Below are 16518 nucleotides of genomic sequence, written 5' to 3' on the forward strand. Positions count from 1 at the left end.
GAACGACACCTGTCGACGCATCGGTGCTCGCCAGTGTGACGGTTACCTACTCCCCTGCATCGCTTTCCTATCCGCCCCGGCCAAGGGTGCAGACATGAGGCTGTTTCACGTGAAACAACTCAAGTCCGCCGCAAGGAGAGATCTGCCGTAGACCACCCGAACTGCAGCGTTCACACGCGCCATGCAGACGTCCGGACCCGTCAAGTTCGCCGCAGCCAGTCGGATTCACGCCCATTGCGCGGCGCACCGACTCAGCGCTTCCCAGCCCTGGCGCATCGATCCGCGCAGCGGCTCAATCGATGCGACGACAGGACGAACCTTCGCGGGGCGCGGTGAACGACGACTGCTCCGACTTCGATCTGGACGAACACAGCCGCAACCGCAGCGGAGCGGCCTACGGACGTGATCGCACGACATCGCCCCATGGAGAGTGATCTCCCGGCGACGTATCGACGGCGCCGGAAACATGGGGGCACGGTAGGACCCCGGGTCAGCCCCGTGTCCCGGGAGACGGCGACGTCTTCAGCGCACGGAGGCGCGGACGACTCGAGTGGTCTCCGGGAGCAACCCCTCGCCCAGCACCTCGACCCGAACATCCGCGAGCTTGAACTTGGCGATCTGCTTCCGTGCCGCCTCGATCTCGTTCGCGGCGTTCATCCCCTTCAACAGGGCCAGTTCCCCACCATCGCGCACCAGCGGAGCGGTCAGAGGAATCAGGGTACGCAATGCGCTCACCGCACGAGCCGTGACGACATCGAAGGCGCCCTTCGCACGCACGTCCTCGGCACGCGCGCGGAGAATGGTGACATTCGTGAGTTCCAGGTCGTTCACTTGCTCAGTCAACCAATTGATCCGACGCTCCATCGGCTCCACGAGGGTCCACGACACGTCGGGCCGCGCGATCGCGAGCACCAGACCGGGCAGTCCGGCCCCGGATCCGATATCCGCGACGGAGCCGTGGAAGAGGGGCGCGGCGATCGCGCTGTTCAGGATGTGGCGCGTCCACAAGCGCGGCAGTTCCAGCGGCCCGATCAGGCCCCGCTCCTCCCCCTCACGCGCAAGGGAGTCCGTGAACCGTCGAGCGAGTTGCAGGCGCTCCCCGAAGATCCGGGCAGCGACGGCCGGCTCCTGCTCGACGGTCTTCTCGCCGAAGTCCTGCGTCTCGGACACGTGCCAGCGCTCGCCTTCCGCGCGTCAGTGCCGACGCAGGACCGTGTGGCGGTCCGCGCCCTCGCCGTACGACTCGGAGACGAGTCCACGCTCGGCGGCGATATCGTGGACCAGCTTGCGCTCATAACTCGACATCGCCGGCAGCGAGGCCTGCGACGAGCCCTCATCGAGCTTCGCGGCCGCCGCCTCGACCAGAGTCACGAGCTGACGGCGCCGCGCGTCGCGGGATCCGCCGATGTCGAGGATGAGGCGCGAGAACGAGCCGGTCTTGTTCTGGACGGCGAGACGCGTGAGCTCCTGCAACGCCTGCACCGTATCGGGAGCGGAGAGCAGCGCGAGCCCGTCACCCTCGGCCTCGACGGAGACGTAAGCACGACCCTGACGGACGTCGAGGTTCAGATCACCGTCGATGTCTGCGATGTCGAGCAGCTCCTCGAGGTAGTCCGCCGCGACATCCCCCTCGTTCTCGAGCTGCGCCACAGTGGGCTCTGTGCTCCCGGTCACGACCTCGCTCATGACGCGTTCCCCTTCTTCTTCGCACGCTTCTTGCCGACCGGCTGCTGCCGCTTCGGCGCCGCCGCCTTCGCCTTCTCAGCCTCCTCGAGCAGACGCTGCTGCTCGGCCTCGTAGGCAGCCATCGGGACGACCTTGCCGGAGGAGTCGATCGCCTTGCCCTTGCGGGCGAGCCGCTCTTCGCGGGCCTTGGCGGCTTCGGAACCGGGAGTCGGCATCTCACGGATGACGAGGAACTGCTGCCCCATGGTCCAGAGGTTCGAGATGAACCAGTACACGACCACGCCGAGCGGGAAGAAGACACCGGAGAAGATGAAGCCCAGCGGCAGAACGTAGAGCATGATCTTCTGCATCTGGTACGCCTGGCCGGTCTTGGCCTCCGGCGAGAGGTTCTTCGAGATGATCTGCAGCTGCGTGAAGAACTGCGACGCGATCATCAGGACGACCAGGGTGATCAGGATGATGATCGCCGTGACGTTCTGGGCCTCGATCGCGTTGCCGAGGTTCTCGTGCAGGGACGCGACCCCGAAGAGCTTGGCGTCGTAGAACTCCTGCGTGAGTTCCGCGCTCAGCAGCCCGACACCGCCGACGCCCTGCGTCGCGTGCTTGCTGACGTCGCTCAGCACGCTGTAGAGCGAGAAGAAGATCGGCATCTGCACGAGCAGGGGCAGACAGCTCGACATCGGCGTCGTGCCGTGCTTCTTGTACAGCGCCATCGTCTCGCGACTCATCGCCTCGCGAGAGAGCTGGTCCTTCTTGCCGCGGTACTTCTCCTGGACTTTGCGCAGTTCAGGAGCGATTTCCATCATCTTCCGCTGGCTCTTGATCTGCTTCACGAACAGCGGGATGAGCGCTGCACGGACCACGATCACGAGGCCGACGATCGAGAGGACCCAGGTGATGCCGGACGCCGCAGGGAGACCGACGGCCGTCAGCAGCCAGTGCCAGGCGACGAGGATGAGCTCGACGACCCACTTCAGCGGCCACAGGATCGTGCCGAGCAGATCGAATCCGCCGGATGCCGGTTCCGGGCTGGGGGTGGCACTGGCGAACAGAAGGTCAAGACCCACCGATCAGTCCTTTCGGGAGGGGACGACGAAACCGTGTGCGGTCAGGTCGTAGCGGAAGTGTCGATGCGGTGTGACGTCGTCGACGCCTCCGCGAGACCAGGGGTTGCAGCGGAGGATGCGCCACGCCGAGAGCAGAGCCCCCCGCACGGCGCCGTGCTGCTGCACCGCACCTACAGCGTAGGCGGAACAGGAGGGGTAGTACGCACACACGTCCCCGTACATCGGCGAGACCACCTTGCGGTACCCCGCGAGAAGAGCCAGCACGGCGTTGCGCGGAAGGAGCGGAATGCTCCGGAGCACGTCCCGTCCGTGCATCTCTCCCGTGCCCACCGACGACGCCGGCAAGGCGGTCATGATGTGGCCTCGACGGGCGCGAGCCGCGCGAGACAGCGGTGCACGTCACTGCGGAGTTCCGCATACGACGCCGTCGCCGACGCAGGAAGGGCACGGATGACGACATCCGTGCCCTGAGGAACACGTGGGAGCGCCTCCGCACAGACGGCTTTGAGTCGCCGGCGCACGGTGTTGCGCACCACAGCGGTGCCCACCTGCTTGCTGATGATGAAACCGAAACGCGCTGCTCTGCTCTCACCGGTCGCCAGCATGGAGGTGAGGACGCGGGCCCCGCCACAACGCGATCCGCGTCGAACGACCAGTCGGTAGTCGCTCCCGCGGGTCAAACGGAACGGGCGGGCGAGCACAGCTGCTTACGCGGAGAGCTCGGTACGGCCCTTCGCGCGGCGTGCCGAGAGGATGGCACGGCCGGCGCGGGTGCGCATGCGGGCACGGAAGCCGTGCTTCTTGGCGCGACGACGGTTGTTGGGCTGGAAGGTGCGCTTGCTCATGAGATCACTCCGGGAATGCTGCCACCGGATTCACTTCGACCGGAGACATAGGGAACTGCCGTACAGGCATAAGTCAACCGATTAAGGGTACGTCTTGGCGGCGCACAGGGCAAATCTGCCTGTCACGGCCTAGGCGGCCCCGCGCGCGAGGGTGCGATCCACCTCCGGCGGCGCCCACTGCCGAAGGCGCACCGTCACCAGTCCGGTCGCCGAGCCGTCACCGACCCCGTAAGCGAGGACCACACGGTCCGGGTTCACCCTTCCACCATCCGGGGTGATGGTCATCGCGACAGGCCGAAGCGCCCGCAGGAACTCCTCCTCCGAGCTGTCCCTCCCCCATCGCGCACCCTCCCACGCCTGGAAGAGCTGCGCCGCGGCGGAGTCCTCCCGGCGCAGCGCGGACGCGATGGTGTCCCGGGCGAGGCCATCGGCCACCTGGGGGTGATCGAGCATCACATCGATGTCGTCGACGGCCGCCTGCGTCAGCCGGTCGGGATAGTCGATCTCCAGTCGCGCGCGGATCTGCTCTCCCGCGAAGTCGATCGTCTCCTCCATGGCGCCGCCGCCGGCGCCGCCGTCGAGAAGGATGGGTCCGAGATGCCGACTCTCCATGGCCGTCACACCCCGAGATCCGCGCTCAGGCGCTCATCGGCCAGCAGCGTCCGCACCGTCTGCTCCGCGTTCGCATCGGTCTGGAAGTAGTCCGCCACCGTCGCGTCGAACAGGTCGTGGCCGCGGGAGTACTCGGCGATCGTCAGGTCAAGGCAGCGCACGACGAGGGCATGCAGGGCGGTCGCCTCTGCGTGCGTTCCGTTCGAGGACCAGCCGATCCCCGCGCTTCGCGGCGTGGGCGCACTGGCCGGCGCGCTGCCGAGCGCCGATCGGGCACCGGACAGCGTCTCCTCGATCCGCCCCATGTTGCGTGACACGATGTTCGCGTCCGTCTTGTCGATCCGCATCGCCCCGTCGCGGACCGGATACTCGCCCAGGGTGGACGCGTCGAGGTTGTAGCTCACGAGATCACCGCGGATCGTCGCTTCGGCGGACGTCAGCATCGTGGCCAGCGCCTTCTCCTGGGCGGTGATCGTCTCGTCCAGCTTCTCCAGCGCGTCGGTCAGGGACTTCAGGATCGTGTCGTAGGAGCTCCCCGAGATCGCGGCATTGGCGGTGATACCGGCGAGGGCCGTGTTCGCCGCGAAGGCCACACCGCCCAGACCGGCGACGGCAGCGACGGTTCCCGCGCCCGCCGTGACGATCGATCCCACTGCACCGGCGACCGCGGCGAGCACCGTCAACTGGAACGTCGCGGTCGCCGCCGACGAGTTCTTCGCCTGGGTCTCCCAGGCCACCCGGGCGCTGTCGCAGATCGTCGCGACGTCGTCACCCACCGCCGGCCACATCGCCCCGCACGCGGCGTAGTTCGCCTGGAGGATCTTCGCGGCCTGCCCGATGCCCGGGTGCACCGCCGAGAACTGGGTGTAGTACTTGTCGACGAAGGGATCCCGGAAGCTCCCGTCCATCCGGTTCAGGACCACCTCGGCGACGGTCCCGTTGGATGTGGCGATATCGCTCCCGCCCATGGCGTTCGGATCCGTCCCCGAGGCGCCGAGCTGAGCTGCCGCCGCGTTGGCGGCACTCTGCGGGGTGGCACACGCGGAACCGTCCGGGAGATTCCGCCACCGCTCGACGAGGCCGTCGATCGTGGAACGGATGGCGTCGAACTGGGCGACGCAGGACACACCGTCCCCGTACCCCACGCTCTCACCGCCGCCGGAGCCGTCGGCTTCGGGCCGGAAGTACTGATACGGGGCCCAGCCCCACTTCGCGTAGGTGCCCTCGTTCCCCCACACGGGGTCGAAGCCCTGGTCCGCCATCCAACAGTCGATGGCGGCTCGTTTCATCTTTCCGATGATCTCGTCCAGCTCGGCGTATCCGGCCACTTCTCATCCCCCCGTCTCGTCGAATGAGGGCGGCATCGATCCGGTCGACCATGCGAACCGGAGGACGTCCGTATCCCCCCGGGTATGCTATTCGAACCGTCGATGAGCGGGAAGTGCTGTCCCAGCGAGAGGCCGCGATGACCCACCAGCAGACCCATTCCGACTCCGGTTCCGAGACCACCCGCGACGGCAGGCGGACTCGGACGCTCCCCACCGCGGCGATCGCCACGGGAGTCGTCTCTCTCATCCTCCTGGTCGCCCTCGCCGTTCCGTACTACGCGCTCCAGAATCCCTGGCTGATCCCCGTCTTCGTCCTCGGCGCCGCAGCCGCGATCGGCGGAATCGTCCTTGCCCGCCGCGCGCGCCGCGCTCCTTCGGACGAGCGCCGCACGGCGGGTCTCGGGCTGGCAGCCGCCCTCGCCGCCCTCCTCCTCGCGCTCATCCTGCTGATCGTCTTCCTGAGCGGACTCTGGTCACCCCCGCTGAACAAGGTGTTCCTCGAAGGAACGGGACCGCAGTCCGGGGTGACAGCCACCTTCAGCAGCGACACCGAGACCAGGACCCTCCCCTGGCCGGCGGTCGGGAACGCGCAGTACACCACGTCGGAGTCGTCGGCCTGGATCACGATCACGGCACCCACCGACAGCGACGATCAGAGGGTGGGATGCAAGATCTACTGGAACGACGAGCTGGTCGTCGAGGAGACGTCGGATTCCGGCACGGTCAGCTGCGAGTACGACGCCGACTGAGAGCACTCGCCTCCGCTCCACACAGGAGCTATCCACAACCCCGGCCACGCGACCGAGCCGCCACGGGGCTTGATTCTCCGCGGCAGGTTGCCGTTCCCGACGACGATGACTAGCGTGGGCATCCGTAGTTATCCACAGGGCAGCCTCTCCCGCGCTCCCTTCCCGAACATCGTCCGGAGCACCATGTCCTCATCAGCCCAGCCCGAAGTCCCGATCTGGACCACGGTGCAGGAGCTGCTGGAAGCCGACGACCGGGTCACCCCCCAGCTCCAGGGGTTCCTGAGTCTCGCGGTACCGGCCGGCGTGATGTCGGCGACGCTCTACCTCGAGGTGCCGAACGACCTCACCGCGGCCCAGATCAACAAGCGCCTCCGGCTGCCCATCATGGAAGCCCTCGCGCACATCGGCGAGGAGGTCACCTCGTACCGGGTCGTCGTGAACCACGAACTGGCCGAGCAGCCCACCGCCCCCATCGCCGTGGCGGACTTCGGTCGGCAGGAACCGGTGCGCGCCGAGTCCCCGATGGAGCAGCCCGCGGCCGTGCGTCACGAGTCGCGCCTCAACCCGAAGTACACCTTCGACAACTTCGTGATCGGCCAGTCCAACCGGTTCGCCCATGCCGCGGCGGTCGCGGTGGCCGAAGCGCCGGCCAAGGCCTACAACCCGCTCTTCATCTACGGCGACTCCGGACTGGGCAAGACCCACCTCCTCCACGCCATCGGCGACTACGCGCAGTCCCTCTATGCGGGGGTCAAGGTGCGGTACGTGTCGAGTGAGGAGTTCACGAACGACTTCATCAACTCGATCGCCAACAACCGCGGTGCCGCGTTCCAGGCGCGCTACCGCGACGTGGACATCCTCCTCATCGACGACATCCAGTTCCTCCAGGGGCGCGCGGAGACGCAGGAGGCGTTCTTCCACACCTTCAACACCCTGCATGATCACAACAAGCAGGTCGTCATCACGAGCGATGTCGCGCCGAAGCACCTGACCGGCTTCGAGGACCGCATGCGCAGCCGCTTCGAGTGGGGCCTCATCACCGACGTGCAGGCACCCGACCTCGAGACCCGCATCGCGATCCTGCGCAAGAAGGCGCAGAGCGAAGCCCTCCACATCCCCGACGAGGTGCTCGAGTACATCGCCACGGTCGTGTCCTCGAACATCCGCGAACTCGAGGGCGCACTCATCCGCGTCTCGGCGTTCGCGAGCCTGAACCGCTCGGCCCTCGACATCTCCCTCGCCCAGACCGTGCTGCGGGACATCATCGACACGGCCGAGGACAACATCATCTCGCCGACCGACATCATCACGGCGACCGCACAGTACTTCAAGCTCACCGTCGACGATCTCTACGGCTCCAGCCGCTCGCAGCAGATCGCCACCGCACGGCAGATCGCCATGTACCTCTGCCGTGAGCGCACCAGCCTCTCCCTCCCGAAGATCGGGCAGCTCTTCGGCAACCGGGACCACACGACGGTCATGTACGCCTACAAGAAGATCAGCGAGCTCATGAAGGAGCGCCGCTCGATCTACAACCAGGTGACCGAGATCACCACGCAGCTCGGTCGTCGCTGACGCCTGAGCGCACGAGAGGGACGCCATCCGACACCGGAGGGCGTCCCTTCGGCGTTTGACAGGTCCCTGACCGCCGGATAAATACGTCTATGCACATGTGGATAACTTGTGGATGACCGTGGAACGCGCCGACGCAGATGTGTGTCGATCGGGGAAACCTGTGGATAACCGCGGGACGGTCTGATCGCGACGGACCCTCGTCCACCCGCGGATTCCTCAGGGTCTCCACAAGTGACAAGTGTGTAGTTCCCTACTCGCGCTTGCTTTCCACCGACTTATCCACAGTATCCACAGGTGTTAACACCGTTAAGGAGTTAAGTCATTCAGGGTGCGATCCGATCACCAGACGGTGGGGAGAACCGGTCCGGGGCATGACAAGTCCTCCGGCGTAGGGAAGCGCAGGACTGTGGGGCTAGCATGGGATTCCCTGCACAGGCAGGGCCCGACGACGACCCGTCATGTTCGACGACAAGGGAGCACCCGTGAGGTTTCAGGTCAACCGCGATGTCTTCAGCGAGGCTGTGTCCTTTGTCGTCAAGCTGCTCCCCCAGCGCAATCCGCAGCCGATCCTCGCCGGAGTGCTGATCGAGGCCGACGGTTCGGGACTCACGCTCTCGGCCTTCGACTACGAGGCCTCCGCACGGACCACCATCGAGGCGACGGTCGAGACCCCGGGCACGATCCTCGTCCACGGCCGCCTGCTCTCGGACATCGCGAGCCGCCTCCCGAACGCCCCCATCGAGATCGCCGTGGAGGATGACGGCGGGATCGCGGTGACCTGCGGCTCGGCGCGCTTCACCCTCGCGGCCATGCCGGTCGAGGAATACCCGTCGATTCCCGAGGTCTCCGGATCCTCCGGCGTCGTCCCGGCCGACGAATTCGGCACCGCGATCGCCCAGGTCGGCTTCGCCGCATCCCGTGACGACGTGACTCCGGTGCTGACGGGTGTCCAGCTCGAGGTCACCGGACACACGCTCAGCCTCGTCGCCACCGACCGCTACCGGGTCTCGCTCCGCGACGTGCCGTGGGATGGGGAAGCCGTCGAGGCGACCGCGCTGGTCCCCGCTCGTACGCTCGTCGAGGTCGGCAAGACCTTCGGGCACGCCGGCACGATCCAGATCGCTTTCTCGGGGGCCGGAGACCGCGAGATCATCGCGTTCACCGCCGGCAACAAGACCGTGACCTCGCTGCTCATCAAGGGCAACTTCCCCCCGGTCCGGCGCCTCTTCCCCGAGCAGACCGACCACTACGCTGTCGTCAACACCGCCGACCTCATCGAGGCCGTCCGCCGCGTGTCCCTCGTGCTCGACCGCGCCGCGCCGCTGCGCTTCACGTTCTCGACCGACAGCGTCACGATGGACGCCTCCGGCAGCGAGCACGCCCGCGCCTCCGAGTCGGTCGACGCCATCCTCTCCGGCGGCGACGAGGTGACCCTGGGGCTCAACCCGCAGTACCTCATCGAGGCGCTCGGCGCGGTCAAGAGCGAGTTCGTGCGAGTGACCTTCACCTCCAGCGACAACGCCAACAAGCTCAGCCCCGTCCTCATCACCAGCCAGACCTCGGTCGACCAGGCGGGCCTGGACTCGTTCAAGTACCTGCTGCAGCCCAACCTCCTCCTGCGCTGAGCGCGAGCTCTCGCCCCGAGGGAGTGTCCGACCCGGAAGGTAGGCTGGCTCCGTGATTGTGGAGCACCTCAGCCTGGTCGATTTCCGCAATTACGCGACCGCGGAACTCGCCCTGCACCGAGGGCCGAACGTCCTCGTCGGGCGGAACGGCCAGGGCAAGACGAACCTCGCCGAGGCCGTGGTCTTCCTCGCGACGCTCGGGTCGCATCGGGTGTCGTCCGACGCTCCGATGGTGCGGGACGGCCAGGACTACGCGGTCATCCGTGCGCGGCTCTCCCACGGTGAGCGGCGTGTGCTCGTCGAGGTGCAGCTCAATCGGCAGGGGTCGAACAAGGCGCGCATCAACGGCTCGCCGTCGAAGACCAACGAGCTCCCCCGCTACGCGCACGTCGTCCTCTTCGCGCCGGAAGACCTCCAGATCGTCCGTGGAGACCCGTCGGCTCGGCGCCGGTTCGCCGATCAGCTCCTCATCCAGCGCACCCCGCGCCTCGCCGCGGTACTGGCCGACTACGATCGCGTGCTCAAGCAGCGCAACGCCCTTCTCAAGTCGGCGCGGGCGCGCGGCATCCGCGGTGAGGCCTTGAGCACCCTGGACGTCTGGGACGACAAGCTCGTCTCGCTGGGATCGGAGATCATCACGGCGCGACAGCGGTTGGCCGCCGACCTGCAGCAGCCGGTGGCCGATGCTTATGCGGCGATCGCGGGCGCCGATCACCGACCGCAACTGGACTGGGCCCTGTCCGTCGCCGGCAGCGATCCGGAGGACGACGACGATCGGGACGCCGCCGACGGCTCCACTCCCGTGGATGACGTGCGCGGAGACTCCCGCCGGATCGCCGAGATGTTCCGCGCGTCGCTGGCGGCGAAACGATCGAACGAGCTCGACCGCGGCCTCACCCTCACCGGACCCCACCGCGACGATCTCGTGCTGCGCGTCCGCGACCTCCCCGTGAAGGGCTACGCCTCGCATGGCGAGTCCTGGTCTGTCGCACTCGCTCTGCGGCTGGCCTCCGCGGAGCTCCTGCGCAGCGAGTCCCCCGCCGGCGACCCCGTGCTCATCCTCGACGACGTCTTCGCCGAGCTGGACGCGGATCGGCGCCAGCGGCTCGCCACCCTCACCGCGGGCTACGAGCAGGTGGTGGTCACCGCGGCGGTGGAGGAGGATATCCCCGACGTGCTCCATGCCCACGTGGTCCGCATCGCGGCGGGCACCATCACCGACGAGCGCGACCGGTCGCAGGAAGAGGAGGGTGCGCAGGATGACTGACGTCGTCACGGACAGCGCAGCTCCGGCGGAGGCGCCGGAGACCGTCGCCACCTATCTGCGGCTGCGCGGGCTCAAGCCGAGCGCCAAGAACTGGAAGCGCAAGCGACGGATCTCGGTCGACGACGACAACGCGCCGTTCACTCCCGGACGCGATCCGGGAACCCTCGGTGCGGTCCTCGACACCCTCACCCGTGAATCCGGCTGGGAGACGACGCTCGCGCGGGAGGACCTCGTCCGGCAGTGGGCCGACCTCGCCGGAGCGGACACCGCGAAGCACTCGGAGCCGGTGTCGCTCGAGCGGGGACTGCTCACCGTGAAGTGCGATTCGACGGCGTGGGCGAAGAACCTGCAGTTCATGCGTGCGACCATCCTCACCGAGATCGGACGACGGTATCCGGAGGCGGGGGTGGAGAACCTCCGCTTCATCGGACCGGACGTCCCCTCGTGGAAATGGGGTCCCAGAGCCGTTCCAGGGCGGGGCCCGCGCGATACCTACGGGTAGGGCACCATGCAAGGGGTCCGAAACGCTCAGAGGGCCACACGCGGCCGTTGAGCGGCATTTCGACTCGAAACCCGGCTAGAATGGGAGTTCGAGATATCGATCTGGAGAATGCCCTCTGATGACGCCTGAATCCCCTGCTGACGAGACGGAACCGAACAACGACGCTTCGTCGGGCTCACAGGCCGGAGAATCGGCGGCACCCGCACCGAAGAAGCAGCAGCCCGGTGAGTACGGCGCCGACTCGATCCAGATCCTCGAAGGACTCGAGGCCGTGCGCAAGCGCCCCGGCATGTACATCGGCTCGACCGGACCCCGCGGACTGCACCACCTCGTCTACGAGATCGTCGACAACTCCGTCGATGAGGCGCTGGCCGGCTACGCCGACACGATCCTCGTCACCCTTCTCGCCGACGGCGGCGTGCGCGTGGTCGACAACGGCCGCGGCATCCCCGTCGACCCGCACTCCTCCGACCCGTCGAAGTCCACGGTCGAGGTCGTGCTCACGATCCTGCACGCGGGCGGCAAGTTCGGCGGCGGGGCCTACGCCGTCTCCGGCGGTCTGCACGGCGTCGGATCCTCGGTCGTGAACGCGCTGTCGACCCGCTTCGACGTGGAGGTCAAGCAGAAGGGCTTCGTCTGGCGGCACAGCTTCGCCGAGGGCGGCGTCCCGCAGCAGAAGCTCGAGAAGGGCGAGGCCACCGAGGAGACCGGGACGAGCATCACGTTCTGGCCGGACGCGGAGATCTTCCAGGAGACGGTCGAGTTCGACTACGACACGCTCCGCACCCGGTTCCAGCAGATGGCGTTCCTCAACAAGGGACTGCGCATCGAGCTGTCCGACGAGCGGCCGGAGTCGGCGTACGAGACGGAGGAGGACGGCCAGGCGGTCACGAAGCAGCCGAGCGACGTCTTCTTCTACGAGCGCGGTCTGGTCGACTACGTCGAATACCTGAACAAAGTGCGTCACGCCGAGGTCGTCAACGAGGAGATCATCGCCTTCGAGTCGGAGGACACGGCGCGCAAGATCTCCCTCGAGGTCGCGATGCAGTGGACCACGTCCTACACCGAGAACGTGTTCACCTACGCCAACACGATCAACACGCACGAGGGCGGCACGCACGAGGAGGGCTTCCGGGCGGCGCTCACCACGCTCGTCAACCGCTACGCCCGTGCGAACAACCTCCTCAAGGAGAAGGACGACAACCTCTCCGGCGACGACGTGCGTGAGGGGCTGACCGCCGTCATCTCGATCAAGCTCGGCGAGCCCCAGTTCGAGGGTCAGACCAAGACCAAGCTCGGCAACACCGAGGCGAAGGCCTTCGTGCAGAAGGTCGTCGGCGATCAGCTCGGCGACTGGTTCGACCGCAACCCGACCCAGGCGAAGAACGTGATCCGCAAGGCGATCGACGCGGCGACGGCACGCCTCGCCGCCCGCAAGGCGCGCGAGACGGCTCGCCGCAAGAGCGTCTTCGAGTCGGCGGCGATGCCCGACAAGCTCAAGGACTGCACGAGCAAGGACCCGTCGATCAGCGAGATCTTCCTCGTGGAGGGCGACTCGGCCGGTGGTTCGGCGGTGCAGGGTCGCGACCCGCACACGCAGGCGATCCTCGCGCTGCGGGGCAAGATCCTCAACGTCGAGCGCGCGCGTCTCGACAAGGCGCTCGGCAACAAGGAAGTCCAGGCGATGATCCAGGCCTTCGGCACGGGCATCGGCGAGGAGTTCGACATCGAGAAGGCGCGCTATCACAAGATCGTGCTGATGGCCGATGCCGACGTCGACGGCCAGCACATCACCACCCTGCTGCTCACGCTGCTGTTCCGCTACATGCGCGGACTCATCGAGGCCGGCTTCGTGTACCTCGCGATGCCGCCGCTCTACCGCCTCAAGTGGTCGAACGCGGCGCACGAGTACGTGTTCAGCGACGCCGAGCGCGACGCGCTGCTGGCCTACGGGCTGGAGAACGGCAAGCGCATCCCGAAGGACGCCGGCATCCAGCGCTACAAGGGTCTCGGCGAGATGAACGCCAAGGAGCTGTGGGAGACCACGATGGACCACACCACCCGGACGCTCCGCCAGGTGACCATCGAGGACGCCGCCGCCGCGGACGAGATCTTCAGCGTGCTGATGGGCGAGGACGTGGAATCGCGTCGGAGCTTCATCCAGCGCAACGCCAAAGACGTCCGGTTCCTCGACATCTGATCACCGCGGGGTCCCTGAGCGTGTGCCAGGGGATCCGACGCCTCGAAAAGCTCAGCCAACCAGGAAAGACACATGACTGACGAAGAACGCCCCGACATCACCGAGGGCCACGAGCACGGCAAGATCGACCAGGTCGATCTGCAGTCGGAGATGCAGCGCAGCTATCTCGACTACGCCATGGCGGTCATCGTCGGCCGTGCTCTCCCCGATGTGCGCGACGGTCTCAAGCCGGTGCACCGCCGAGTGATCTACGGCATGTACGACGGCGGATTCCGCCCCGACAAGTCGTTCTCCAAGTGCGCCCGCGTCGTCGGCGAGGTCATGGGTCAGTACCACCCGCACGGCGACTCGGCGATCTACGACGCGCTCGTCCGTCTCGTGCAGCCGTGGTCGCTCCGGTACCCGCTCGCTCTCGGCCAGGGCAACTTCGGCTCGCCCGGCAACATGGGCGCGGCGGCACCGCGGTACACCGAGACGAAGATGGCCCCGCTCGCGCTCGAGATGGTGCGCGACATCGAAGAGGACACCGTCGACTTCGCCGACAACTACGACGGCCAGACCCAGGAGCCGACGGTTCTGCCGTCCCGGTTCCCGAACCTCCTCGTCAACGGCTCGGTCGGCATCGCGGTCGGCATGGCCACCAACATCCCGCCGCACAACCTCCGCGAGGTGTCCGATGCCGCGCTCTGGGCGCTGGACAACCCGGACCTCCCCCGGGAGCAGCTGCTCGACGGGCTGATCCAGCGCATCCCCGGACCGGACTTCCCGACCGGCGCGCAGATCCTCGGCACGAAGGGCATCCACGAGGCGTACCGCACCGGCCGCGGCTCGATCACGATGCGCGCGGTCGTCAATGTCGAGGAGATCCAGGGGCGGACCTGCCTGGTCATCACCGAGCTGCCGTACCAGGTGAACCCCGACAACGTGGCCGTCAAGATCGGCGACCTCGCGCGCGACGGCAAGATCACCGGCATCGCGGACATCCGCGACGAGTCCTCGGACCGCACGGGTCAGCGCCTCGTCGTCGTGCTCAAGCGCGACGCCGTGGCGAAGGTGGTGCTGAACAACCTCTACAAGCACACGCAGCTGCAGGAGAACTTCGGCGCGAACATGCTCGCGATCGTCGACGGCGTCCCGCGGACGCTCGCGATCGACGGCTTCATCTCGAACTGGATCGCCCACCAGATCGACGTCATCGTGCGACGGACGCAGTTCCGGCTGAACGAGGCCGAGAAGCGCATGCACATCCTGCGCGGCTATCTGAAGGCGCTTGACGCGCTCGACGAGGTGATCGCGCTCATCCGCCGTTCCCAGACGACGCAGGATGCGAACGAGGGTCTGCAGAAGCTCCTCGACATCGACGAGATCCAGGCCGATGCCATCCTGCAGATGCAGCTCCGTCGCCTCGCCGCGCTGGAGCGTCAGAAGATCATCGACCAGGCGAACGAGCTCGAGGCGCTCATCGCGGACTACAAGGCGATCCTCGCCGATGAGGGCCGGCAGCGGACGATCATCCGCGAGGAGCTCACCGCGATCGTCGACCGGTTCGGGGACGAGCGGCGCACGCACATCCTGCACGGCTTCGACGGCGACGTGTCGATGGAAGACCTCATCGCGGAAGAGGAGATGGTCGTCACCGTCACGCGCGAGGGCTACATCAAGCGCACGCGCAGCGACAACTACCGCTCCCAGCACCGCGGCGGCAAGGGCGTCAAGGGCGCCCAGCTGCGCGCCGACGACATCGTCGAGCACTTCTTCGTCACGACGACCCACCACTGGCTGCTGTTCTTCACCGACAAGGGCCGGGTCTACCGCGCGAAGACGTACGAGGTGCCGGAGGCCGGGCGTGATGCGAAGGGCACGCACGTCGCGAACCTCCTCGCGCTGCAGCCGGACGAGAGCATCGCGCAGGTCCTCGACATCCGCGACTACGCCGTTGCCGACTACCTCGTCCTCGCCACGCGCGACGGCCTGGTCAAGAAGACCCGTCTCGACAACTACGACACCAACCGTCAGGGCGGCGTGATCGCGATCCGGCTGAACGACGAGGACGAACTGGTCAGCGCCCTCCTCGTCAACGCCGAGGACGACATCCTCCTCATCAGCCGCAAGGGCATGTCGGTGCGGTTCCAGGCGACCGACGAGGCCCTGCGCCCGATGGGTCGCGCCACCGCCGGTGTGAAGGGCATGAAGTTCCGCGAGGGCGACAGCCTGCTGTCCGCTTCCGTCGCTGCACCCGGGAAGTATGTGTTCGTCGTCACCGACGGCGGCTATGCCAAGCGCACCGCCGTCGAGGAATACCGGGTCCAGGGGCGCGGCGGATACGGCATCAAGGTCGCCAAGTTGAACGACGATCGGGGCACTCTCGCGGGTGGTCTGATCGTGTCCGAGGACGACGAGGTCTTGGTGGTTCTGTCCAGCGGCAAGGTGGTACGCTCTGCCGTGGCCGAGGTCCCCGCCAAGGGTCGCGACACCATGGGAGTGGTGTTCGCCCGCACGACGGAGGCCGACCGCATCCTCGCCATCGCCCGGAACGGCGAGCGTGGTCTCACCGAAGAGGAGACCGAGCCGGATGCCGATGCCGAGGCCCCCCAGACGACTGAGACACCCGAGGATACAGACGCATGAGCACAGTGGCCGACAAGCTGGCGAAGAAGTCGACACGGAAGACCGGCGGTAAGCAGGTCCGTCTGCGCCTCGTCTACGTCGACTTCTGGTCCGCCGTGAAGCTCTCCTTCCTGGGAGCGGTCGCACTGGCCGTCGTCACGATGGTGTCGTTCTTCCTGATCTTCCTCGTGCTCCAGGCCACCGGCATCATGTCCACGGCCGACGAGTTCGTGCGCAGCTTCACCGACGGCGCCATCCCGCTGTCGGAGCTCGTGGGTCTGCCGCAGGTCATGGCGTTCGCCGCCGTCGTCGCGATCCTCAACCTCATCGTGTTCACGGTGCTCGGTGCGGTCGTCGCGGGTATCTACAACCTGGCCGTGAAGGTCACCGGAGGGCTGCTCGTCGGCTTCATGTCGAACTGAGCCTCCGAGACCCCGTCTTTCCGCCGAAACCCC

The 16518-nt window shown here is 67.0% G+C and carries 16 protein-coding genes; 8 read left to right on the top strand and 8 right to left on the bottom strand.

Annotated features, from left to right (window positions below):
* Positions 1-522 precede the first annotated feature (522 nt).
* From rsmG to ACFU8V_RS02640, 8 genes are all read right to left on the bottom strand, one after another.
* A complete protein-coding gene (gene rsmG / locus ACFU8V_RS02605; RefSeq protein ID WP_062765888.1) occupies positions 523-1170 on the bottom strand; it encodes a 16S rRNA (guanine(527)-N(7))-methyltransferase RsmG in 648 nt (215 codons plus the stop codon).
* A 24-nt stretch (positions 1171-1194) separates the two neighbouring features.
* Positions 1195-1686, bottom strand: a complete 492-nt coding sequence (locus ACFU8V_RS02610) for a R3H domain-containing nucleic acid-binding protein (protein ID WP_025102865.1) — start codon at positions 1684-1686, stop codon at positions 1195-1197.
* Positions 1683-2753: a membrane protein insertase YidC gene (gene yidC, locus ACFU8V_RS02615; RefSeq protein WP_060921330.1), complete on the bottom strand. Its 1071-nt coding sequence runs from the start codon at positions 2751-2753 to the stop codon at positions 1683-1685. Before yidC ends, ACFU8V_RS02610 begins: the two co-directional genes overlap by 4 nt.
* A gap of 3 nt (positions 2754-2756) precedes the next feature.
* Positions 2757-3107 carry a membrane protein insertion efficiency factor YidD gene (yidD, locus tag ACFU8V_RS02620; RefSeq protein ID WP_025102867.1) on the bottom strand — a complete coding sequence of 117 codons (351 nt, stop codon included), beginning with the start codon at positions 3105-3107 and terminating at the stop codon, positions 2757-2759.
* Positions 3104-3454 (bottom strand): ribonuclease P protein component, encoded by a 351-nt coding sequence (gene rnpA / locus ACFU8V_RS02625; protein ID WP_081811539.1) that lies wholly within the window; start codon positions 3452-3454, stop codon positions 3104-3106. Before rnpA ends, yidD begins: the two co-directional genes overlap by 4 nt.
* A gap of 6 nt (positions 3455-3460) precedes the next feature.
* Entirely contained in the window at positions 3461-3598 is a 138-nt protein-coding gene (rpmH, locus tag ACFU8V_RS02630; RefSeq protein WP_022879826.1) for a 50S ribosomal protein L34, read from the bottom strand.
* A gap of 129 nt (positions 3599-3727) precedes the next feature.
* A complete protein-coding gene (locus tag ACFU8V_RS02635) occupies positions 3728-4219 on the bottom strand; it encodes a hypothetical protein (protein ID WP_029989164.1) in 492 nt (163 codons plus the stop codon).
* A complete protein-coding gene (locus ACFU8V_RS02640; RefSeq protein WP_249521418.1) occupies positions 4216-5499 on the bottom strand; it encodes a hypothetical protein in 1284 nt (427 codons plus the stop codon). The genes ACFU8V_RS02635 and ACFU8V_RS02640 overlap by 4 nt, the downstream gene beginning before the upstream one ends.
* A 152-nt stretch (positions 5500-5651) precedes the next feature.
* On the opposite strand from ACFU8V_RS02640, the gene ACFU8V_RS02645 reads away from it, so the two are divergent.
* From ACFU8V_RS02645 to ACFU8V_RS02680, 8 genes are all read left to right on the top strand, one after another.
* Positions 5652-6287: a hypothetical protein gene (locus ACFU8V_RS02645; protein ID WP_378868805.1), complete on the top strand. Its 636-nt coding sequence runs from the start codon at positions 5652-5654 to the stop codon at positions 6285-6287.
* A gap of 183 nt (positions 6288-6470) precedes the next feature.
* Entirely contained in the window at positions 6471-7862 is a 1392-nt protein-coding gene (gene dnaA, locus ACFU8V_RS02650) for a chromosomal replication initiator protein DnaA (protein ID WP_062765903.1), read from the top strand.
* A 482-nt stretch (positions 7863-8344) separates the two neighbouring features.
* Entirely contained in the window at positions 8345-9487 is a 1143-nt protein-coding gene (gene dnaN, locus ACFU8V_RS02655) for a DNA polymerase III subunit beta (RefSeq protein WP_025102872.1), read from the top strand.
* A gap of 52 nt (positions 9488-9539) precedes the next feature.
* The gene (gene recF / locus ACFU8V_RS02660) at positions 9540-10754 is read left to right on the top strand and encodes a DNA replication/repair protein RecF (RefSeq protein ID WP_217316536.1); all 1215 of its coding nucleotides are present in this window, start codon (positions 9540-9542) and stop codon (positions 10752-10754) included.
* Positions 10747-11256, top strand: coding sequence for a DUF721 domain-containing protein (locus ACFU8V_RS02665; RefSeq protein WP_025102874.1), 510 nt, complete (start codon positions 10747-10749; stop codon positions 11254-11256). Before recF ends, ACFU8V_RS02665 begins: the two co-directional genes overlap by 8 nt.
* Before the next feature lie 118 nt (positions 11257-11374).
* Positions 11375-13456 carry a DNA topoisomerase (ATP-hydrolyzing) subunit B gene (gene gyrB / locus ACFU8V_RS02670; RefSeq protein ID WP_025102875.1) on the top strand — a complete coding sequence of 694 codons (2082 nt, stop codon included), beginning with the start codon at positions 11375-11377 and terminating at the stop codon, positions 13454-13456.
* Between the two features lie 72 nt (positions 13457-13528).
* The gene (gyrA, locus tag ACFU8V_RS02675) at positions 13529-16084 is read left to right on the top strand and encodes a DNA gyrase subunit A (RefSeq protein ID WP_025102876.1); all 2556 of its coding nucleotides are present in this window, start codon (positions 13529-13531) and stop codon (positions 16082-16084) included.
* Positions 16081-16485, top strand: a complete 405-nt coding sequence (locus ACFU8V_RS02680) for a DUF3566 domain-containing protein (RefSeq protein WP_025102877.1) — start codon at positions 16081-16083, stop codon at positions 16483-16485. Before gyrA ends, ACFU8V_RS02680 begins: the two co-directional genes overlap by 4 nt.
* Positions 16486-16518: the final 33 nt, after the last annotated feature.

This window comes from Microbacterium sp. NPDC057658, assembly GCF_042799975.1.
GTDB lineage: Bacteria > Actinomycetota > Actinomycetes > Actinomycetales > Microbacteriaceae > Microbacterium.

Bases quoted from the DNA above. Each gene is read 5' to 3' on its own strand.
- ACFU8V_RS02610 (WP_025102865.1), bottom strand. From the start codon at position 1,686: ATGAGCGAGGTCGTGACCGGGAGCACAGAGCCCACTGTGGCGCAGCTC.
- gyrA (WP_025102876.1), top strand. From the start codon at position 13,529: ATGACTGACGAAGAACGCCCCGACATCACCGAGGGCCACGAGCACGGC.
- ACFU8V_RS02640 (WP_249521418.1), bottom strand. From the start codon at position 5,499: ATGAAACGAGCCGCCATCGACTGTTGGATGGCGGACCAGGGCTTCGAC.
- gyrB (WP_025102875.1), top strand. From the start codon at position 11,375: ATGACGCCTGAATCCCCTGCTGACGAGACGGAACCGAACAACGACGCT.
- rpmH (WP_022879826.1), bottom strand. From the start codon at position 3,598: ATGAGCAAGCGCACCTTCCAGCCCAACAACCGTCGTCGCGCCAAGAAG.
- yidD (WP_025102867.1), bottom strand. From the start codon at position 3,107: ATGACCGCCTTGCCGGCGTCGTCGGTGGGCACGGGAGAGATGCACGGA.
- dnaA (WP_062765903.1), top strand. From the start codon at position 6,471: ATGTCCTCATCAGCCCAGCCCGAAGTCCCGATCTGGACCACGGTGCAG.
- ACFU8V_RS02665 (WP_025102874.1), top strand. From the start codon at position 10,747: ATGACTGACGTCGTCACGGACAGCGCAGCTCCGGCGGAGGCGCCGGAG.
- ACFU8V_RS02680 (WP_025102877.1), top strand. From the start codon at position 16,081: ATGAGCACAGTGGCCGACAAGCTGGCGAAGAAGTCGACACGGAAGACC.